18 protein-coding genes and 2 pseudogenes are annotated in these 20908 nt (G+C 64.9%); 12 read left to right on the plus strand and 8 right to left on the minus strand.

Features of this window, described 5'->3' with window-relative positions:
• Positions 1-38: 38 nt before the first annotated feature.
• A complete protein-coding gene (locus IVA92_RS28865) occupies positions 39-1232 on the minus strand; it encodes an efflux RND transporter periplasmic adaptor subunit (RefSeq protein WP_247278373.1) in 1194 nt (397 codons plus the stop codon).
• 129 nt (positions 1233-1361) lie between these two features.
• Here IVA92_RS28865 and IVA92_RS36135 point away from each other — a divergent pair.
• Positions 1362-1439, plus strand: a pseudogene (locus tag IVA92_RS36135) (amino acid ABC transporter substrate-binding protein); the annotation flags it as partial.
• 35 nt (positions 1440-1474) lie between these two features.
• On the opposite strand, the gene IVA92_RS28870 reads toward IVA92_RS36135, so the two are convergent.
• From IVA92_RS28870 to IVA92_RS28880, 3 genes are all read right to left on the minus strand, one after another.
• Positions 1475-2539, minus strand: a complete 1065-nt coding sequence (locus IVA92_RS28870; protein ID WP_247278374.1) for a hypothetical protein — start codon at positions 2537-2539, stop codon at positions 1475-1477.
• 92 nt (positions 2540-2631) lie between these two features.
• On the minus strand, positions 2632-4122 hold the full coding sequence (locus IVA92_RS28875; RefSeq protein WP_247278375.1) for an NAD(P)/FAD-dependent oxidoreductase: 1491 nt from the start codon (positions 4120-4122) through the stop codon (positions 2632-2634).
• Positions 4123-4227: 105 nt separating this feature from the next.
• The gene (locus tag IVA92_RS28880; RefSeq protein WP_247278376.1) at positions 4228-4677 is read right to left on the minus strand and encodes a cupin domain-containing protein; all 450 of its coding nucleotides are present in this window, start codon (positions 4675-4677) and stop codon (positions 4228-4230) included.
• Between the two features lie 187 nt (positions 4678-4864).
• On the opposite strand from IVA92_RS28880, the gene IVA92_RS28885 reads away from it, so the two are divergent.
• Positions 4865-5890 (plus strand): AraC family transcriptional regulator, encoded by a 1026-nt coding sequence (locus IVA92_RS28885; RefSeq protein WP_247278377.1) that lies wholly within the window; start codon positions 4865-4867, stop codon positions 5888-5890.
• A gap of 54 nt (positions 5891-5944) precedes the next feature.
• On the opposite strand, the gene IVA92_RS28890 is transcribed toward IVA92_RS28885, so the two are convergent.
• Positions 5945-6577, minus strand: coding sequence for a cupin domain-containing protein (locus IVA92_RS28890; protein WP_247278378.1), 633 nt, complete (start codon positions 6575-6577; stop codon positions 5945-5947).
• Between the two features lie 219 nt (positions 6578-6796).
• Between IVA92_RS28890 and IVA92_RS28895 the strand changes: the two genes are divergently transcribed.
• The 6 genes from IVA92_RS28895 to IVA92_RS28920 are packed head-to-tail and all read left to right on the plus strand — an operon-like array spanning position 6797 to position 14525.
• Positions 6797-8488 (plus strand): peptide ABC transporter substrate-binding protein, encoded by a 1692-nt coding sequence (locus IVA92_RS28895; RefSeq protein ID WP_247278379.1) that lies wholly within the window; start codon positions 6797-6799, stop codon positions 8486-8488.
• A gap of 27 nt (positions 8489-8515) precedes the next feature.
• Positions 8516-9466, plus strand: a complete 951-nt coding sequence (locus IVA92_RS28900) for an ABC transporter permease (protein WP_247278380.1) — start codon at positions 8516-8518, stop codon at positions 9464-9466.
• Positions 9467-9469: 3 nt separating this feature from the next.
• Positions 9470-10345 carry an ABC transporter permease gene (locus IVA92_RS28905; RefSeq protein ID WP_247278381.1) on the plus strand — a complete coding sequence of 292 codons (876 nt, stop codon included), beginning with the start codon at positions 9470-9472 and terminating at the stop codon, positions 10343-10345.
• A 40-nt stretch (positions 10346-10385) separates the two neighbouring features.
• Positions 10386-11714, plus strand: coding sequence for an FAD-binding oxidoreductase (locus IVA92_RS28910; protein WP_247278382.1), 1329 nt, complete (start codon positions 10386-10388; stop codon positions 11712-11714).
• Positions 11715-11720: 6 nt separating this feature from the next.
• Positions 11721-12647 (plus strand): glyoxylate/hydroxypyruvate reductase A, encoded by a 927-nt coding sequence (locus IVA92_RS28915; RefSeq protein WP_247278383.1) that lies wholly within the window; start codon positions 11721-11723, stop codon positions 12645-12647.
• Positions 12648-12656: 9 nt separating this feature from the next.
• Positions 12657-14525 carry an ABC transporter ATP-binding protein gene (locus IVA92_RS28920; RefSeq protein WP_247278384.1) on the plus strand — a complete coding sequence of 623 codons (1869 nt, stop codon included), beginning with the start codon at positions 12657-12659 and terminating at the stop codon, positions 14523-14525.
• Positions 14526-14529: 4 nt separating this feature from the next.
• Here the strand turns inward: IVA92_RS28920 and phaZ are convergent, their stop codons facing one another.
• Entirely contained in the window at positions 14530-15753 is a 1224-nt protein-coding gene (gene phaZ / locus IVA92_RS28925; RefSeq protein ID WP_247278385.1) for a polyhydroxyalkanoate depolymerase, read from the minus strand.
• 165 nt (positions 15754-15918) lie between these two features.
• Here phaZ and IVA92_RS28930 point away from each other — a divergent pair, with 165 nt between their 5' ends.
• Positions 15919-16575, plus strand: a complete 657-nt coding sequence (locus tag IVA92_RS28930; protein ID WP_247278386.1) for a glutathione S-transferase family protein — start codon at positions 15919-15921, stop codon at positions 16573-16575.
• A gap of 292 nt (positions 16576-16867) precedes the next feature.
• Here IVA92_RS28930 and IVA92_RS28935 read toward each other — a convergent pair whose 3' ends face one another.
• The gene (locus IVA92_RS28935; RefSeq protein WP_247278387.1) at positions 16868-17092 is read right to left on the minus strand and encodes a hypothetical protein; all 225 of its coding nucleotides are present in this window, start codon (positions 17090-17092) and stop codon (positions 16868-16870) included.
• A 185-nt stretch (positions 17093-17277) separates the two neighbouring features.
• Between IVA92_RS28935 and IVA92_RS28940 the strand changes: the two are divergent.
• Positions 17278-17625, plus strand: a pseudogene (locus tag IVA92_RS28940) (hypothetical protein); the annotation flags it as partial.
• 16 nt (positions 17626-17641) lie between these two features.
• On the opposite strand, the gene IVA92_RS28945 reads toward IVA92_RS28940, so the two are convergent.
• On the minus strand, positions 17642-18745 hold the full coding sequence (locus IVA92_RS28945; RefSeq protein WP_247278388.1) for a mandelate racemase/muconate lactonizing enzyme family protein: 1104 nt from the start codon (positions 18743-18745) through the stop codon (positions 17642-17644).
• A gap of 176 nt (positions 18746-18921) precedes the next feature.
• On the opposite strand from IVA92_RS28945, the gene IVA92_RS28950 reads away from it, so the two are divergent.
• A complete protein-coding gene (locus IVA92_RS28950) occupies positions 18922-19755 on the plus strand; it encodes an AraC family transcriptional regulator (protein ID WP_247278389.1) in 834 nt (277 codons plus the stop codon).
• Between the two features lie 142 nt (positions 19756-19897).
• Complete coding sequence (locus tag IVA92_RS28955; protein WP_247278390.1) at positions 19898-20824, plus strand: SMP-30/gluconolactonase/LRE family protein; 927 nt, start codon at positions 19898-19900, stop codon at positions 20822-20824.
• Positions 20825-20908 lie beyond the last annotated feature (84 nt).

Consider the following 20908-nt stretch of genomic DNA (forward strand, 5'->3'; position numbering starts at 1 on the left):
CTGGCGACCCCTCACTTGCAGAACTTACTTGGCAGATATTACTTGGCAGACGCCTGCGGCTGCTCGATCTTCGTTGTTTGCGGGTCGATCTTCTGACCCGGAATCACCCGCAGCAACCCTGCGATGACCACGCGGTCCTCCGGCTTCAGGCCGCTCTCGATCACGCGTAGGCCATTGTCGACGGGACCGATCTGCACCTTGCGATGCTCGACGACGTTGTCGCTGTTGACCACCAGCAGATAGCGGCCACCCTGGTCGCTCCCGAGCGCGGTGTCGGGAACGAGCAGCGCGGTCTTCTCCTGATCGAAGGGCACGCGAACGCGGACGAAATAGCCGGGCAATAGCACCCGCTTGTCATTGGGGACGAGGCCGCGCACCGCCAGCGTGCCCGTCGATTGGTTGAGGGTCGGCGAGACGTAGTCGAGATGGCCTTCATGCGGATAGCCGGTCTCGGTCTGGAGGCCGAGCTGGATCGGAAATTGCTTGAGGTCGGCCGGCGTCAGTCCCCGGCGAGCCGCCTCGGCGCGGATGCGCAGTACGTCCTGCTCGTTGACGGTGAAGTTCACGTAGATCGGGTCCATCGCGACGATGGTGGCGAGCTGGGTCGGGGAGGACACGCCGACGAGCTCGCCGATCGAGACCATGTGGGCGCTGACGACGCCGTCGAACGGCGCGGTCACCTTGGTGTAGCCGTAATTGACCTCGGCAATTCGGGTGTTGGCCTGCGCCTGCTGGAGACTGGCCTGCGCGTTGTCGCGGTTGGACGTTGAGGTGTCGAGTGTCGCCTGTGACACCGCCTGGCGCTGCACCAGCTCGGCTTGCCGCTTGTAGTCGGCTTCCGCCTGCCGGAGCGAGGCCTGCGCGCCGGCTTCGGCCGCCTGCGCCTGCTCGAGCTTGAGCTTGTAGGTCTCCGGCTCGATGGTGAAGAGCTGGGTGCCCTGCTTGACGAAGGTGCCGTCTTGATAGTCGATCGATTGCAGAAAACCTTGCACGCGCGCGACGAGATCGACGCTCTTGATCGGGGCGGTGTTGCCGGTCGCCTCGATATAGCGCGTTACGGCGCGCTGCACGGGCGTTGCCACGTCCACCTTGGGCGGCGGTGGGGCCACGAACGTGTTCTTGTCCTCGCAGCCGGCGAGCAGCACAACGGCGCTTGCCGTTGCCAAGGCCCGCGCGACATGTCTCCACCCTTCGTTACGTCGTGCGGGAGATGCGGGATTCGCGCGCGTCATTCGGTGGCCCCCCGATTGCTGTCTGTCGGTGCGGCAGGCTACCAACAAATGCCCCGCCGTGGAACACCATAGCCATGGCAGTCAAAGGCCTTGCGCTGCAAACGGTGGCATGCCCTTTGACAGGTTTGTCATGAGGCCGCGACGAACGGCACGCTGCGCAAGCCCTATGACAACAACGGCCTGAAGGATGCGCCGATCCGGACGGAATATGATGGTTCTCCACGTTGTAGTGCGCCGAACCCTCAGCGCACCCTGATCTCGGCATATTTCCCCATGGCCCGCTCGAACTTGCGGTTGAACAGCCACATCGCAGCGAGAATCTCCCGGAAGCTGGCCGAGCTTCGCGATCGATCGGCCTGTCCGAACGCGAAGATGCTGTTGTTGCGCAGGTGCTTCATGACCGTTGGACTGGACACCCGGTAATTCAGGAGATCCCCCGACTTGAGCGCGGATCTGGTCGGGGTGGGCACGATCTGGATCAGCTCGAACAGCTTCATCTGGTCGATCGGGTCGGGCAGCGTCTTCACGATCCCGGGGATATCCCGGAACAGATCGGCATGCGCGTTCATCACGCCGTTGCGCACATTGGTCCAGTGATTGAAGCGCTGATCGGTGCCGCGGGTGCGCGCCTCCTCCTTGTCGTGGCGCGCGCTCAGTTCGGGATCGATCGCCCCCTTGAGGGCTTCCCATTTCCTGCGGCCGTTGCGGTCCTCGGAGGGGCCGGTCTGGAAGCTGCCCATATAGGTGTTCGAGCGCGCATTGCGGACATTCTGCTTGCCGTTGGTCTCGGCGAAGAACAGGCCGAGGCTGATGCGCCCCGCGACTTCCGCGTGTTCAGGTGCAAGCCCCTTGGCGCGCGCGATCGCGAAGGCGAGATCGGCGACGTCCTTGAACGGCGTCGGCGAGTTTTGCGCTCCGGCGGGCGGTGCCTCCATGATGTCGAATAGCCTCGAATATTCGTCGATCAGCGGCTCGATATCTGCATCGAAATAGGCCGGGGGAATTTCGAACTTGTTGGGCTTTCCGATTCTGGACGGAATGGCGTCGGTGAGATCCTTGTAGGTGCTGATGACGGCGATGCGCGCCAGGTACAGCGGCTGGCCCGGCAGGCTCGGCAGCGGCTGCTTCGCCTCGATCTGGCGCCGCCGCTCGGCCAGGATCGATTTGAAGTCGGCCAGCGCCCGCTGGTAGGCGGCGAGCGCCTCGGATTGCCGGGACGTGAGCGTGCCCTGCTGTCCGCTGGCGGGTGCCGTGACAAGGAAGGCGAGCGCCGCAAGCGCTCCGGCGGCAAGACGTCTGAACTCCATGGCCGGTTCCTGTCGATTCGTTGGCCAGGAAGATCGTAAGCATCGGACGCGCGGGCTGGCGAGCAAATCTCGCTCAGCCCCGATCCGTCCTCTTACGCCACGCGATAATCCGGCGCCGTGGCCAGGAACTTGGCATAGGCATCGGCGTCCGGCGGCAGGAAACGCCCTTTGAGCCCGCCGCACTTCTGGTTCTTCGCGCCGATGTCGGCCATCAGCTCGTCGAAATGACGGTAGTGATAGGGTGCGACGCAGAGGCCGCCATAGACGCCCGCGGCCGGCCGTTCGACACGCTTGAAGTGCAGCATCATCTCGATGTTGGCATGCATGGCTTGCGCCGTCGGCTGGTTGGCGAGCTGGCCGTCGGCATAGCGCACCAGCCAGTTGGCGGCGAGATCGGCGCAGAGTACCGTGCAGAACGACGAGTTGAAGCCAACGAAGCCGAGCTCGGGCAGGTCGGGGTTGGCGATCAGGCGATAGAGCCGGTACTGCCCGTCGGCATCGACCAGTTTCTGCTGATAGGCCGCGGGCAGGAACGGCACGCCGAGCTTGTAGCCGATCGCGAGCACGGTGATATCGGCTGGAACGCGCTCGCCACCGCTCATTACGATGCTGTCGCCGTCAAAATGATCGAACGTGCCGAACACCTCCTTGATGCGGCCGTCGGCGACCATCGGATAGAAGCCTGGCGTTGCGATCGGCACCGAGCAGTTGACGCCGTCCTCGATCCGCTCCTTCGGCACCATGTTGCACCGACTGAGCTTGAGCTGCGCCTTCAACAGGCTCTCCAGCCCGCGCCAGTTCGCCCACACCAGCGGCGCGGCGAGTCGGTGGGCGAGCCGGGCCATCGTGCTGATGCCCCAGCCGGGAAACATCTCCTCCTGCACGCGGATGTAGAGGATGCGCTTGAAGTTGACGAGACCGCCGATGAAATAGGGAATGCGCCAGACCGGCTCGCGCATCACGATCGTCACCTCGCGCGCGCCTGCGTTTACCGCGTTCACGGCGATGTCGGTCGCCGACTTCGAGCCGCCGAGCACGACGACGCGGCGCCCCTTTGCCAGGGCGGCATCGTTGTATTTCGACGAATGCAGGATCTGGCCGCCCTGGGCCAGAAAGCCGTCCTCGCCGGGGCAATGCAGCTCGCGCGGCTCGTTGAACTGGCCGGTGCAGACAGCGACGAAATCGAAGTCCTCGTTCGTTGTCATGCCATTCTTGCCGCTGAGCGCGAGTGTCCAGCCGGGCTTGCCGTCGGCACGGCGCGCCATGCCGGCGACCGCCGTGTTGAGGCGCAGCATGCGGTCGAGGCCAAAGCTCCTCGCGTAATCGACGAGATAGGCGTGGACCTGTGGCCCGGTCGGCCATTCCGGATAGGCGTCCGGCATGGCGCGGTCGGTGTAGCGGTAGAGCTCCTTCGGGCTCTGCGTCTGCACTTCGGGATAGGAGCGCGCCGGCTCCCAGACGCCGCCGAGATCGCCGCTGCGTTCGATGATGGTGACGCGGTGACCGCGGATGGAGAACGCCTTTGCGGCGGCCAGGCCGGAGACACCGGCGCCGATCACGCAGACATGCTTGGGGCTGACCATGGGATTGCTCGCAACCAATGTGTTTCGCGCGCAAGCGGCAACGATCGGCCGCAAGGCGCGGCCGTCGGAGCTGCAAGCTGATGAACGTGGATGGGACGCGGACGCCTAGTCGTTGGCCTCGGGCGGCAGGAAGTCCACCTCGTGCAGCGCCGAGATACGCACCACTTCGGCAGGGTCGGTCAGATTGTGCAACCGGTTGAAGAGCGCCTCCAGCTTCTGCATCGGCGAGACCCAGAACAACGCGCGGCAGGGCTTGTCGGACTTGTTGAAATAGCCGTGCGGGATGCCGCGCGGCATGCGCACGAGATCGCCGGCGTGGGCCTTGACCCATTGGCCGTCGAGCTTGAGGTCGAGCGTGCCTTCCTGCACCAGGATGAACTCGTCCTGAGTCGGATGGATGTGCACCGGCACGAACTGGCCGGGATCGCTGTTGGTCTCGAATGCGAAGGTGGAGTCGGTGACGGCTTTGGGGAAATAGACTTGACCAAGGATGTTCCAGCTCTTGCCGCCATAGCCCGTGCCGTTTGCGGTAATGCCCTTTTCGAGTGCAGTCATGCGCGCCTCCTCATGGATTCCGGCGGGGATGGAGCTTCGGCCGCTCGTGGCCGCCTGTCTATCCGCCAAACGAATCTGCACGCGGCTATTGCCGTGCAGCACGACGATTTTGCGGATGCGGCCCTTTTCGCCTCTGGGGAACTATTATAGGCTTAAAGCAATTCCGTGACGCGAAGCGTGGTCGACGATGTCCGCAGCCGTGCTGGAAATGAGCGCGAGACCATCCGCAGCCGAACGGCTTTCGGATTTCGCCCGCGTTACCACAGATGACGTCGATGAAGCGGCCGAGCAGATTGGGCGCATCTTCTGTCCGCACGATCTCAAGCCGATGTGTGCACGCGCCGCCGGCTTCTCCGCCCGGCACAATTGCGCGGCGTTCGACGGCTTTTCCATCAACTATGTCGCCTATGGCGGATCGGTCAGCATCGATCCGGGCTGTCTCGAGCGCTTCTTCCTGGTGCAGGTCCCGCTCACGGGCAGCGCCAGCATTCGGGCCGGCATCTGTGAGCTCGACGCGGCGCCTGACCGGACCGCGTCACTGCTGTCGCCGACGATCCCGACGCGGATGATTTGGGCCGACTGCGCCCAAGCGATCCTGTTGCTCGACCGCCGTTTGGTCGAGCAGCGCGCCGCGGCACTGTCGGGCAGGGCAGCCAGCACGATGGAGTTCGATCCTGTGATCGACCTCGACGCGCCGTCCGGGCGGGCGTTGCGAGCCAGCCTTGCCGAGCTGATCACGCTCGCCGAACGTTTCGGTCCCGCCGGCAGGCTGTCAGCGGTCGCGATGGCCGATTGGCGCGAGGTTCTGCTCGATCACCTCCTCAATGGCCAGCGGCATGGCCTGTCGGATGCGATCAGGACGTTTTCGGGCCAGGCCGAGCGTCTGCCGCGTGCGCTGCGCGTTGCGCGGGACCATCTCGCGGATAATGCCGGCGAACCGCTCGACCTCGCGCAGCTCGCCTGCGCGTCCGGCATCGGCATCCGCGCGCTCCAGCTCGGCTTCCGCCGTCACTTCGGCCTGTCGATCTCGCAGATGCTGCTCGACATGCGCCTCGCCAGCCTTCACGTCCGGCTCGCGCATGCCGCGCCCGATGCCTCCATCACCGAGATCGCCTTCGACCTCGGCTTCACCCATCTCGGCCGCATGGCCGGCGCCTACCGCGAAAAATTCGGCGAGTCGCCGTCGGCCACGCTGCGGCGCCGGATCAGCTAGAGCGCGACGAAGCCAGGCGCGGCGGTCCGTGTCACCAGCAATGGAAGCCGCGTGTCATCCCGCCGGCGGATCGGTCTGGCGCAGCGTCGTGACCCAGATCGCGCGCGCCACCTGCTGGGTCGGGTTGTCGAACATGTGCGGCACGATGCTCGGAAAGCGAAAGCTGTCGCCGGCCTCCAGCAGATGGGCCTGGTTGTCCAGCCACAGCCGCAGGCTCCCCGAGAGGATATAGCCGGCCTTCTCGCCGTTGTGTTGCAGGAAGTCGGTGCCGGAGGAGGCGCCGGGATTGAGCGTGAGCTCGTAGAGTTCGAGCTGGCCCTTGCCGTCAGGCGTGAGCGCTTCCTTGACGACGCCGCTGGCGGTGAGCCGCAGCAGCCGCCGGTTATTCTTGCGCACGATGTAGCGCTGTACGTCGGCCGGATCGCTGCTCTCGAAGAAATACGAAATGGGAACGTCGAGTGCGATGCTGAGCAGACGCAGCGTGCGGATCGACGGCATGGCCCGCGCACGTTCGAGCTGGCTGATCATGCCGGTGGAGAGGCCGGTCTTGTTGGCGACGTCCTGGATCGAAAGCCCGGCGCGCTGACGTAGCAGCCGCACGGACTTGCCGAGGCGCTGGTCGACCGCATCGTCGACCTGGATCGTCGGGACGTCCTTCGGACCGTTCGTATCGCCGCGACCATCCATGTCGCTCTCCCATGCATCATCTCAGCCCCGGACCGCATCGGATCGAGCTTTAGTCGGAGTGAAAAGGTCGCGCATACTAGCAATGCGATTGACAGCTGTATTTAGTCATGATGAAATTTTGGCTGAAAAATTTAGAAGCACTAAAGCCCACTCCTGTCCCTCCGCCGGGGTCTAGGGGCGCGGGAGACGGTGCCGCGTGCGCGGCAATGGAGAGTGGCCATGGCAGACGGCACCGCCAAGTTCGGCGTTGGAGCAGTGCATCTCGGCATTCCGAATCGCCGCCAGCTCTTCCAGCTTGGGGCCGGCGCCGCGGCAGGATGGACTCTTGCGGGCAACGCTTTTGCGCAAGTTGAGCGCCCGACCAATCCGCCGGACAAACCGCGCGGGCAGGTGATCGCAGCGCTGTCGCAGGAGCCGACCGTCTTTCATCCGCTGATGCCTGGCATCGAGGTCGATCAGGGCATCTGGTGGCAGGTGTTCTCGCTGCTCTGGTTCATCGATCCCGCCGGCAATTTCGTTCCTGACCTCGCACGCGAAGTTCCGACCATCGAGAATGGCGGCCTGTCGCCCGACGGCCTGACTTGGAAAATCAAGCTGCGCAGCGACGTGAAGTGGCATGACGGCACGCCGTTCACGGCCGACGACGTCAAGTTCTCGCTCGAACTGATCAACAGTCCCGATTTTCGCGCCCGCAGCCGCGTCGGCCATAGCCTGGTCAAGGACATCAAGGTCGTCGCGCCCGACGAGATCCACTGGCGAATGGAAGCGCCTTACTCGCCCTACATGTCAATCCTGGGATCGCTGACCTTCATCGTGCCCAAGCACATCCTGGAGAAGGTGTCCGATCCGAACGCCTCGGCGTTCCACAATGCGCCTGTCGGCACCGGGCCGTTCCGCTGGGGCGAGCGCGTGCCCGGCGACCACATCCTGCTCAATGCCCACACCGGCTATCACGGCAAGGGGCCGTACGTCGAACGCGTGGTCTTCAAATACATCCCCGATCTCACCGTTCTCTATACCCAGTTCCGCACCGGCCAAGTCGACTACACCGGCCTGCAAGGCATCTTGCCGAACTTCGTGCAGGAGGCGAAGACGCTGAAGGGCCGCAGGATCGTGGTCTCCTCGACGTCCTCCGTGGAGCATATCGCACCGAATCTGGAGTTCGGTCCCTTTGCCGATCGCGCCGTGCGCGAGGCGCTCTATCTCGCCATCAACAAGCAGGCGATCATCGATGCGCTCTATTATGGCCTGCCGACGCAGACCGAGAGCTTCGTGCCGCAGCAAGCCTGGTCATTCCAACAGGGGCTGCCGCAACACAAATACGATCCCGCCAAGTCCAACGCGCTGCTCGATGCGGCGGGATGGGTTCGCGGCACCAGTGGCGTGCGCGAGAAGGGCGGCGTCAAGCTCGAGTTCACCAATTCGACGACATCCGGCAACGCGGTGCGCGAGCAGACCCAGCAGCTCCTGATCCAGGACTGGCGTGCGATCGGCGCCGCGATGCGCGTCAACAACATGCCGGCCGCGGTGATCTGGGGCGATTTCTGGCAGCAGTCGAAATTCAATTCGGTGCTGGTGTCCGTAAACTTCATGCTCGGCAGCGACCCCGACGTGACGCCGCGCTTCGGCTCCGGCGCCATTCCCGCCAAGGGCGGGCGAGGCTACAACACCTATCAATACAAGAGCCCGGAGGCCGATCGACTCCTCGCCGACGGCGCCAAGCAGTTTGAGATCGCACAGCGCAAGACGACCTATGGCGACCTGCAAAAGCTGATCCGCGACGATCTCGCCATCCTGCCGCTGTTCCAAGGCTTTATCGCAGAAGGCGTGAAGGAGGGGCTGCAAGGCTTCCGTCCCAACGTCAACACCTCGATCAATTGCTGGAACATCCGCGAATGGTACTGGGCCTGATGGATCAGGTGCGCAGGGCAGCCTGACGTGGCCCGTTACGTCGTCAACCGCCTGGCACAGTCGATCATGCTGCTGGTGATCGTCTCGGCGATCGGCTTTGCCATTCTGCACCTGGCGCCCGGCGGCCCGCTCTCGCAATTCGCGGCCTCTGCGCAGATGACGCAGGAGGATCTCGACCGCGTCAGCAAGCAGCTCGGTCTCGATCGCCCGCTGCCGATCCAATATCTCGACTGGTTCAGCCGCATGCTGTGGGGCGATTGGGGCCGCTCCTACCGCGACGGCGAGGCGGTGCTGTCCGTGATCTCCTCGCATCTCGGCGCCACCCTCGAGCTGATGGCGACGGCGACGATCATCGCGGTGCTGCTCGGCTGCTGGATCGGCGTGCTGGGTGCGCTGCGCCGCTACTCGCTGTTCGATACCCTCGCCACCGTCGGCGCCATGATCGCGCTGTCGATCCCGACCTTCTGGTTCGGCCTCGTTACCATCTACGTGTTCTCGGTGAGGCTCGGCTGGCTGCCGGCCGGCAATCGGCACACCGTCGGCGACGGCTCCTTTCTCGACCTGCTGCATCATCTCATCGCGCCGGCACTGGTGCTGGCGCTGGTCGAGACCGCGATGTGGGGCCGCTTCATGCGTTCCTCCATGCTCGAGGTCATCAACCAGGATTACATCCGCACTGCCCGCGCCAAGGGCATGCCGGAATGGCGCATCCTCACCGTGCACGCGCTCCGGAACGCGCTGTTGCCGATGATCACGGTCGCCGGCCTCCAGTTTCCGACGCTGCTCGGTGGCGCGCTGGTGGCCGAGACCGTGTTCACCTGGCCCGGCATGGGGCGCCTCTTCCTCGATTCCATCGGCTATCGCGACTATCCCGTGGTGATGGGCGTCTTGATGTTCTCGGCGACGATGGTGCTGATCGGCTCGTTGCTTGCCGACATCCTCTATGCCGTTGTCGATCCGCGCATTCGGGTGGGCTAGGCGATGACGACGGCCACCCTCTCCACCGTTCAGCTCGCCCCCGGTCAAGCCGCGTGGCGGCGGTTCCGCCGCCATCGGCTGGCGCTCGCCGGCGCCGTCATCATTCTGGTGCTCGTCCTCGGCTCCGCGTTCGGTCCTTATCTGCTGCCTTTCGACGACACCTATATTGACATCATGAAGCGGTTCGCGCCGCCGCTGTCGGGCGCGCACATCCTCGGCACCGACGAGCTCGGCCGCGACGTGCTTGCGCGCTTGATGATGGGCGGCCGCGTCTCGCTCTCGATCGGGATCGTGGCGATGGTGATCGCGATGGCGGTCGGCATCGTCGTCGGCGCCTTCGCCGGGTTCTATGGCGGCGTGGTCGGCGCGGTCTTGATGCGGCTGGTCGACGCCGTGCTGTGCTTCCCGACCATCTTCCTGCTGCTGGCGCTGGCGGCGCTCACCGAACCCGGCCTCGTCACCACCACCGTGCTGATCGCGGCGACGGCGTGGATGAGCGTCGCCCGCGTCGTCGAGGCCCAGGTGCGCTCGCTGCGGGAACGGGAGTTCGCCGTTGCAGCGCTCGCCTTCGGCTCGTCAAACCTGCGCATCATGTTCCGCGAGCTCGTGCCCAACGCAATTGCCCCGATCGTGGTCGCGGCCACGCTGAACGTCGCCAAGGCGATCCTGCTCGAATCCTATGTCAGCTATCTCGGCTACGGCATCCAGCCGCCGGCTGCGAGCTGGGGCAACATGCTCAACAACGCGCAGATCTATCTCACCAGCGCACCGTGGCTCGCGATCGTACCGGGCGTCGCCATCACGCTGGCGGTGACGAGCTTCAATTTCCTTGGCGACGGCCTGCGCGATGCGCTCGATCCGCGAATGAACATCCCATAACGAGCCTAGGTCCGTTTGAACTGAATACCAGGAGTGCCCCATGTCCCCGCCGCTCAATCGTATCAACAGCGATGAACGCCTGCCGGCGCAGGCAGACGTTGTCGTCATCGGCGGCGGCGTGATCGGCGTATCTGCGGCGTATCACCTGGCGAAGAAGGGCCTTTCCGTCGCACTGGTCGAGAAGGGCCATGTCGGCGGCGAGCAGTCGAGCCGCAATTGGGGCTGGTGCCGCCAGCAGGGCCGCGCGCGCGAGGAGATTCCGCTCGCACGTGAGGCGCTGCGGCTTTGGGAGGACATGCAGAACGATGCCGGCGTCGATGCCGGTTTCCGCCGCACCGGCGTGCTGTTCCTGACCAAGAGCAAGGATGAGCTCGCCGGCTGGGAGCGCTGGGCGGCGATCGCGCGCGAGCAGCAGGTCCACTCCACCATCCTGACGCCGGCGGAGGTCGCTGAACGCATGCCCGGCAATGCCGACAAATGGGTAGGCGGCCTGCACACGCCGAGCGACGGCCGCGCCGAGCCGTCGATGGCCGTGCCCGCGCTGGCCACTGCCGCGCGAAAGCACGGCGTCACCATCCATCAAGGCTGCGCCGCGCGCGGACTGGAGACTCAGGGAGGACGGGTCAGCGCCGTCGTCACCGAGAAGGGCACCATTCGCACGCAATCGGTGCTGCTGTCGGGCGGGGCATGGTCGTCGCTGTTCTGCCGCCGTCACGGCATCGAGCTGCCGATCGGTCTCGTCAACGCCACGGCTTGCCGGACCACCCCAGGACCTGAGATCACCTCCGGCGCGCTCGGCACCGACCTCTACTGCATCCGTCGCCGTCTCGACGGCGGCTTTACGCTGGCGCTGCGCAACCGCGGCACGGTCGAGCTGTCGCCCGACTTATTCCGGTACGCCCGCGCCTTTTGGCCGACGTATCAGCATCGTAAGAACGGACTGAAATTGTCGTTCGGCAAGTCGTTCTTCGATCAGCTCGTGCGCGGCAGCAGCTGGAGCTTTGACAAGCCGTCGCCGTTCGAGACTGAGCGCGTGCGCGATCCGGCCCCCGACATGTCGCTGGTCAGTGCGGCGCTGGCGTCGCTGATCCGATCGAACCCGGAATTGAAGGACATCGAGATCGCGGAGGCCTGGGGCGGCACCATCGACTGCACGCCCGACACAATCCCGGTGATCTCGCCGGTCGATGCCTTGCCCGGCTTCTTCCTCGCCACCGGCTTCTCCGGTCACGGCTTCGGCATTGGTCCCGCGGCCGGCAAGCTCGCCGCCGACATCGTGACCGGCTCGACGCCGCTGGTCGACCCGGTGGCTTACAGCCACAAGCGCATGATCGACGGCCGGCGGCTCGCGCCGGTCAGCCCGTTCTGAGGCGGCATGACGGTTCTCTACAAGGCCAACATGGTTCGCGGCGCCGAGTGGGCGCGCTTCTTTGCCGAGCGCGCGCCCGATCTGCCGTTCCGGCTCTGGCCCGACATCGGCAATCCCGCCGATATTCGTTATCTGGTGGCGTGGGTGCCGCCGGAGGATATCGCCACGACGTTCCCCCATCTCGAGCTGGTCTTCTCGGTTGGCGCGGGTGTCGATCAGTTCGACGCCACGAAGCTTCCGCCGCACCTTCCGCTCATCCGGATGCTGGAGCCCGGCATTGCCGAGACCATGGTGGAATATGTCACAATGGCGGTGCTCGGCCTGCATCGCGATCTCCTGCACTTCATCGCCCAGCAGAGGGAGCAGGTCTGGCGCGAGATCCGGATCACGCCGGCGAAGCGGCGGGGTGTCGGCGTGATGGGGCTCGGCCAGCTCGGCCACGCCGTGCTCGAACGGCTCAGGGCATTCGGCTTTCCGCTGTTCGGCTGGAACCGCTCGCCGCGCGAGATCCCGGGCGTGACCTGCTACGTCGGTGTTGACACCTTGCCAAGATTCCTGTCGCAGACCGACATCCTCATTTGCCTGCTGCCATTGACCGAAGAGACCCGGGGCATCCTCAATGCCGATCTGTTCGCGCGCCTGCCGCGCGGCGCAGGGCTCGTCAGTGTCGGGCGTGGTCCGCAGCTCGTCGAAGCCGATTTCCTCGCGGCGCTCGATACCGGCTTGCTATCGGGCGCCGTTCTCGATGTCACAGAGCCCGAGCCGCTGCCCGCTGGCCATCCGTTCTGGAGCCACCCGCGCATCCTGCTGACGCCGCACAATGCCAGCATGACCATGCCGGATACGGCGGTCGATTTCGTGCTCGACGTCATCGCATGTCACCGCCGCGGCGAGGAATTGCCGGGCCTCGTCGATCGCACGCGTGGCTATTAGGGCAACTGCATGAGCAAGGGCGCAAGCGGAATCGATCGTAGCGTTGCCGAGGCGCAGGCGCCGGTGCTGTCGGTCGCCGGCCTCACCACCTCCTTCATGCGCGAACGACGATGGATCCCGGTCGTCCGCAATGTCTCATTCGACGTCGCGCCGCGCGAAACCGTCGCGATCGTCGGGGAGTCCGGTTCGGGCAAGAGCGTCACCGCGCTCTCCATCATGCGGCTCATTCCGAAGGAGAGTGGCCGCATCGAGGGATGCGTGACGCTCGCTGGCCGCGATCTCCTCGCGCTGCCCGAAACGGGCATGAAGGGCATCCGCGGCAATGACATTGCCATGATCTTCCAGGAGCCGATGACGAGCCTCAATCCGGTGCTCACCATCGGCTTCCAGATCGCCGAGGCGCTGATTCAGCATCGCGGCCTGTCGCGCGCGGCGGCGGAGGCCGAGACCATCCGCCTGCTCGATCGCGTCCGCATTCCCGCGGCGACATCGCGCTTCCACGAGCATCCGCATCGCTTCTCCGGCGGCATGCGCCAGCGCGTGATGATCGCGATGGCGCTGGCCTGCAAGCCGAAGCTCCTGATCGCGGACGAGCCGACCACTGCGCTCGACGTTACCATCCAGGCCCAGATCCTGGAGCTCTTGAAGGAGCTCCAGCAGGAGGAGGGAATGTCGATCCTCTTCATCACCCACGACATGGGCGTGGTCGCCGAGATCGCTGATCGGACCGTAGTGATGTATGGCGGGCAGGCGGTCGAAACCGACGCGACGTCGCGCATCTTCGCCGCACCGTCGCATCCCTATACAAGCGCACTGCTCGCCGCCGTGCCGCGCCTCGGCTCGATGGATGGGCGCGCGCGGCCGATGCGTTTTCCCATCGTCGACAAGCTCACGGGCACCTCGGACGAGCCGGTGGAAACGCCCGACACGGTCTCGACCGCCGAGCGTCCGCTGCTCGAAGTTGCAAACCTCACCACGCGCTTTCCGATCCGCTCGGGCCTGTTCGGCAAGATCTCCGGGCGCGTCCACGCGGTCGAGAACGTCTCCTTCACCTTGCGCGCCGGCGAGACGCTTGCGCTGGTCGGCGAATCCGGTTGCGGCAAGTCGACCACGGGCCGCTCGATTCTCAGGTTGCTCGAACCGGACAGCGGCACCGTCCTGATCGACGGCCAGGACGTGCTCGCCATGAACGGCCGAGCTTTGCGCGATTTCCGCAAGCAGATGCAGATCGTCTTTCAGGATCCATTCGCGAGCCTCAATCCGCGCATGTCGGTGGGGACGGCGATCGCGGCTCCGTTGCTCGCCAACGGGCTCGCGTCGACGTCGCAGGCGCGCGACAAGGTCGCAGACCTTCTCGTCCGCGTCGGCCTGACTGCCGATATGGCCGCGCGCTTTCCGCACGAATTCTCCGGTGGCCAGCGCCAGCGCATCTGCATTGCGCGTGCGCTTGCGCTCGGGCCGAAGCTGATCGTCGCGGACGAGGCGGTCTCCGCGCTTGACGTCTCGGTCAAGGCCCAAGTCGTGAACCTGATGCTCGATCTCCAGGCCAACATGGGCCTTGCCTATCTTTTCATCTCCCACGACATCGCCGTGGTCGAGCGCATGAGCCACCGCCTCGCGGTGATGTATCTCGGCGAGATCGTCGAGATCGGCCCGCGCGCGGCATTGTTCGGCAATCCGCAACATCCCTACACCAAGAAGCTGATGGCTGCCGTGCCGGTGCCCGATCCATCGCGCCGCGGTACGCGCCGCGACGTCTCCAACGACGAGATCAGAAGCCCGATGCGCGCGCCGGATTACCAGCCGCCTCGCCGGCGATATCGCGAAGTGTCGCCCGGCCATTTCGTTCAGGTCTGGGGCGAGGAATGGTCCGTCTGAGCCTTCACGAATTCACGTGCACGAAATCCCGCAGCAGCGGATAGATCTCGTTGTTCCAGCGCTTGCCCGAGAACACGCCGTAATGGCCGACGCCGGCCTGCATGTGATGGACGCGGCGATAGGCGCGTACGCCGGTGCAGAGGTCCTGCGCGGCGAGCGTCTGGCCGATCGAGCAGATGTCGTCCTTCTCGCCCTCGACCGTCATCAGCCCCATGCGGCTGATGGCCTTGGTGTTCACCGGGCGTCCCCGATGCATCAGTCGGCCCTGCGGCAAGAGGTGCTCTTGGAACACGTCGCGCACGGTCTCGATGTAGAATTCCGCAGGAAGGTCCATCACGGCGAAGTATTCATCATAGAAGGTCTTGATGCTGGCGGCCTTCTGCTTCTCGCCCTTGGCGATGTGGTTGGCGAGGTCCAGATGTTGCTTGATATGGCGCTCCAGATTCATCGCGACGAAGGCGGTGAGCTGTACGAATCCCGGATAGACTTTGCGCAAGGCGCCGCGGCACTGCACCGGCACGTAATTGATCAGGTTGCGCTCGAACCACTCGATCGGCTTGCTCTTGGCGAATTCGTTGACCCTAGTCGGCTGGATGCGGGTGTCGATCGGTCCGGCCATCAGCGTCAGCGTCGCCGGCCGCGAGGGGTGGTTGTCCTCGCACATGATCGCGGCGGCTGCGAGCGCCGAGACCGATGGCTGGCAGATCGCCACCATGTGGGGGCGCGGGCCGAGCTGGCCGAGGAATTCGATGAGATGCTCGGTATAGTCGTCGAGCCCGAAGCGGCCCTTGCTGCGCGGAATGTTGCGCGGATTGTGCCAGTCTGTGATGTAGACGTCGTGGTCCTGGAGCAGCGTCTGCACGGTGCCGCGCAGCAATGTCGCGAAGTGGCCCGACATCGGCGCCACCAGCAGCATGCGCGGCTGCTCGCTCACGCCGTCCTTGCGAAAGTGCAGCAGCGAGCCGAACGGCGTCGCGCAGGCGATCTCCTCGGTGACGGGAATTTCCCGATTGCCAACCATCACGCTGTCGATGCCGTAGGCCGGCCGATCATAGGTGAGGGTGGAGCGCGAGATCAGCTCGAGCGCCGCCGAGAGCCGGCCGACCAGCTGATCCGACACGCCCTGCGGCACCAGGTTGAGGAATTTGAGCGCGGACGAGGCCCCCGCCCGCCATGGCGCGGTCAGGTCCATATGGTTCTGGAAGGCCTGATAATACATCGACATCATACTGAAACGCCCACCTGACCCCTGCCATTATGCAATATCGAAGCCAAGCGGGAGCTGAACCGCCCGCAAAACTGGCACATCGCTTGCTCTCATTTTGAAGGAAGCACAGCTCATGGGCACGCCCGCCGGCCGGGCGGGTGTCGAGATCAGGCGTAGGGAAGGCCAATGGCGAAGGCGACACTGACCATCAGCAGCAAGAACTACTCGTCCTGGTCGCTGCGTGGCTGGCTGCTGGCGAAATTTTCCGGGCTCGATTTCGAGGAAATCGTCACCGCGCCGGACGATCCGTCCGCGCGCGCTGAAATCCTGCTGCTGTCGTCGTCGATCCTGGTGCCGTGCCTGCGGCACGAGGGCGCCGTGGTCTGGGATACGCTGGCGATCGCCGAATACCTCAACGAGGTGATGCCGGACGCCGGGCTGTTGCCGGCCGACCGCATCCAGCGCGCGCATTGCCGCTCGATCTCAGGCGAAATCCATTCCGGGTTCGCCACGCTGCGTGCCTCGCTGCCGGTCAATTTGAAAGGACACTTTCCCGGCTTCAAGATCTGGTCGCGCGCACAGGCCGACGTCGACCGCGTCTGCTTCATCTGGCGCGACTGCCTGGAGACATCGGGCGGCCCCTTCCTGTTCGGCGAGCGGCGCACCATGGCCGATGCGATGTACGCCCCTGTGGTGACGCGCTTCATGACGTATGACGTCAAGCTCGCGGCGCCGCTGAAGGCCTATGCCGACACCATCATGGCCATGCCGGAGATGCAGGAATGGATCGCGGCGGCGCGGGAAGAGCCGGCCGAGATCGAGGAGCTCGAGGTCGAATATTAGGCAGGTCTCGCGCTGTCTTGCCTGTTTCGGCGGCTGGGGACCGTCGCCCGGCAGGCACGCGGCTTGCCCCCACCATGTCCCTGACGCGGTTAACTTCTGCCGCCAATACCCGGCCCAAACCCAATCCTGCCCTGCGCAGATCTTGTGCGCGCGAACCAGGCGGCTCGCGACATCTAGCCGTGAACAGGTGCGTACGGGCCCCTACGGCCGATTCGGACGTGATTCGTTCGGGCCGCGTTCCGAAGGTTAAGGCGAAGCGCGGCCCCGTCGCATTTTGAAACACGAATCGCCGTCAGGCCGCCCCGCGCTGCTTCATGCGGGGCAGGCGCCAGCCGATGACGGTTGCTTCAACCGCGATGCCGGCCTCGTGATTCTGCCAGCGTCCCTCCACATAGCGGCAGGCGAACGGCAGCTGATACGTTCCGCTGTGGTCCTCGCACAGCACCTCGAGTGGCAGGCCAGCTGGTGGTTCTCCGGCGCCGTCGAATTCCGCCAGACGTCTATCGCGCGTTGCCATTCCAAAAATCTCCCCTAAACAAAGCCGCGGAAAGAACGCCCACTTCTTTCCGCGTGCCGATCATCGTTCCCCGTCCGAGGAAACGGGCGCAAGCTCAACGCGAGAATGCGGTACGAGTGTGGTAGCCTCCCGCGACTGCGCGCAAACGGCGCACATTGCCGTGATCGAATTGACGAGGAACCTTCATGCTGCTCCGAAGCGCCGGCGTTTGTTTCGCAATGTTGCTGCTCGCCACGCTGGCGCCGCTGCCGCTGCACGCGCAGGACGTGCCCGGCATCGAGATCTGCACGGTCGAGAAGACCATGGAACGGCGCACGAGCTGCCTCCAGAGCAATGTCGATTTCCTCCAGAAGACCATCACCAAGCTCAGCCTCGATCATCAGCAGAGGCTGGATGCGGCCAATCGCCAGATCGACGCGTTGAAGACGAGCCTCGCCGGCTTGCAGAAGACGCTCGCCGATCTCCAGGCTGCGCAAGCCAAGACCGCCGACGATCTGAAGAAGAAGCAGGATGCGCCGGCGGCGAAGGACGCGGAAATAGGGGCGGCGATCAGGCGACGCGATAACGCTCCATCACGCCGCGATCTGGCTCGTAGCCAAGTCCAGGGCCGCTCGGCACTGCGACATGGCCCGTCGCATCGACATCGGCGCGGCCGCCCCAGAGGCAGGCCTCGCGTTTCAGATAGAACATCTCGACGAGCCCATCCTCGCGCGTCGCCAGCAGATGCAGCGTCGCGAGCAGCCCCGGACCGAAATAGGGCGAGTGCGGGACGATCTTGACGCCGAGCTGATCGGCCAGCGCCGCCACCTTCACAAATTCCGTGATGCCGCCGACCTTGATCACCGAGGGCTGGGCGTGGCTCACCGCGCCCGCATTCATCATCTGGCGGAATTGATATTCCGTGCAGGCATTCTCGCCGGCGGCGATATTCAGCCCGCCCTTGCTGCGAACGTCGGCGAGCGCAGCAAAATCCTCCGGCGGCCATACCGGCTCCTCCAGGAACATGGGTCTTGCGTCTGCACATGTCTTCGCGAACGCAATCGCCTGCTCGCTCGTCAGCGGGCAGTTCATGTCGACCATCAGCGGAATGGTGGGCCCGATCGCCTCGCGTGCGGCGAACACGGCAGGTAGCGTGGTCTCGTGCAGCTTGATGGCGCCATAGCCGAGCGCCAGCGCCTTCCTGCATTCGTTAGCGATGGCCTCGGGCGAGCCGATCCGCAAGAGGCTGGCATAGGCCGGGATGGCCGTGCGCCTGGTCTCGCCGAACAGGCGGTGGACCGGCACGCCCTCCATCTTGGCGGCAAGGTCCCACAGCGCGATATCGAGCCCGGAGATCGCGAACATGGTGATGCCGTAGCGGCCGAACAGATGCAGATTGCGCTGGATCTGCTCCATGACCCCAGGGATGCCGGCCGCATCAGGCACCTTCAGCCCGCGCGCTTGGGGTGCAATCATCTCCTCGACGGCGCTGCGCGTGGTACGAGGGCAGACATAGGCGAAGGCATCGCCCCAGCCGGTCAGCCCGGCATCGGTCGTGACCTCGACCAGCACCATGTCGAGGGCTGTGATTGCGGAAGCGCCCTGGCGGAAGCTCGCGACACCGGCGTCATAGGGGATGCGGATATGGTGCGCCCGCACATCGGTAACTTCCATGACGCGGTTCCTCCGTGCTTTCTGGTGAGCGGTTTCAGGCAGTGTAGCCACGAACGCGAGGGCGTTGCCAGTGGCCATTCCCGAACTATCCTCATGCGAGGACAGCAACGCCGATCAAGCGAAGCGGGCGTGACCGGCGCACCATCGCCGCGTTTCGAACGAGGGCCTGAATCGCCATGAACCCAGCCCAGCGCGCGCTCTGGTATGTCGAGAGCCATCTGGCCGAGCCGATGACGCTCGACGAGATCGCGCAGATATCCGGCGTGTCGCGGTTCCACGTCGTGCGTGCGTTTGCGGCAGCCACCGGGCTTCCGGTGATGCGTTACGTGCGCGCGCGACGGCTGACGGAAGCTGCGCGCAGTCTTGCCAACGGTGCGCCGGACATCCTGTCACTGGCGCTGGAGGCGGATTACGGCTCGCACGAAGCATTCACCCGCGCGTTCCGCGACCAGTTCGGCACCACGCCCGAAGCGGTGAGGGCCGCGACATGCGTCAGCCACCTCACGCTTCAGGAGCCGATCCTCATGGACTCCACCATGCTCGACCATCTTGCCCCGCCGCGTTTCGAGACTGCAAAGGCCTTCCTCGTCGCCGGTCCCGCCGAGCGCATCTCCTGCGACAATGGCGCCATCATTCCCGGTCTATGGCACCGCTTTCACCAGGAAGTCGCCGACATTCCCGCGCGCGTCGGTAACGTCGCCTACGGCGTTTGCTGCAATGGCGATGATGCCGGCAATTTCGACTACATCGCCGGCGTCGAGGTCGCCGATTTCTCGGACCTGCCGCGTCGCTTCAGCCGCATCCGCATCCCCGAGCAGCGCTACGCGGTCTTCACCCACACCGATCACGTCGCCTCGATCCGGCGTACGGTCAACACGATCTGGAATCAATGGCTGCCGGCCTCCGGTCTTAAAGCCGCGGACGCACCGAGCTTCGAGCGCTATGACGAAAAGTTCGATCCAGCAACCGGCAATGGCGGCTTCGAGATCTGGGTCCCGGTCAGGGAATAGGGGGCTTCCGCAACGCTGGCATACCATCCGGCTTGCTTGGCAAGCGCCGGTGACTTTGTCATAACCGCCGGCAAATCTTGCGTGTGGGGCCCGTGCCGGACATCCCGTGCAAGTCATAACAAGCAGCCGGGAGGGTCCCAACATGTCCAACGTCCGCGTTCTCGCCACCGACCTCGAATTTCCAGAAGGGCCGGTCGTGATGCCGGATGGTTCGGTCGTCCTGGTGGAGATCCGCGGCCAGCGCCTGACCCGCGTTCATGCCGATGGCCGCAAGGAGATCGTCGCGAAGGTGCCGGGCGGCCCGAATGGTGCTGCGCTGGGTCCCGACGGCAAGATCTACATCTGCAACAATGGCGGCTTCTCCTGGATCCCAACCCGCAACATGATCATGCCGGGCCCGCAGCCCGACGACTATCTCGGCGGCTCGATCCAGCGCGTCGATCTGCAATCCGGCAAGGTCGAGACCGTCGTGACCAAATGCGGCGAGCACGATCTGCGCGGGCCCAATGATCTGGTGTTCGACAAGCAGGGCGGCCTGTGGTTCTCCGACCTCGGCAAGCGCCGCGCGCGCGAAATGGATGTCGGCGGCATGTATTACCTCAAGCCCGGCATGAAGGAGATCGTGGAAGTCGTGCACGGCGTGTTGCCGGCGAACGGCATCGGGCTGTCGCCGGACGAGAACACCGTCTACATCGCGGAGACCCCGACGGGCCGGCTCTGGGCCTATGAGCTCTCGGCGCCGGGCACGCTCAAGCCGCGCGAGGTGATCTATCGCGGCGAACGGGGCAAGCCGATCTGCGGCCTCGGCGGCTACCAGATGTTCGACTCGCTCGCGGTGGAAGCCAATGGCAATATCTGCGTCGCCACCCTCGTCTCCGGCTGCATCTCGGTGATCGCGCCCGACGGCACCCTGGTCGAGCAGGTGCCGACCGGCGACCGCGTCACCACCAACATCGCCTTCGGCGGCCCCGAGCTGAAGACCGCCTACATCACCCTATCGGGCAAGGGCGAACTGATCGGCATGGACTGGCCGCGCGGCGGTTTGCCGCTCAATTTCCTAAACAAATGAACGGTGCTAGTTACCGTCATCGAGAGCGAGGCAAAGCACCTGCCTGACCCTCACCCTGAGGAGCGCGCCCTTAGCGCGCGTCTC

Origin of the sequence: Bradyrhizobium sp. 154 (genome assembly GCF_023073875.1) — a bacterium.
In the GTDB taxonomy this organism is placed as follows: domain Bacteria; phylum Pseudomonadota; class Alphaproteobacteria; order Rhizobiales; family Xanthobacteraceae; genus Bradyrhizobium.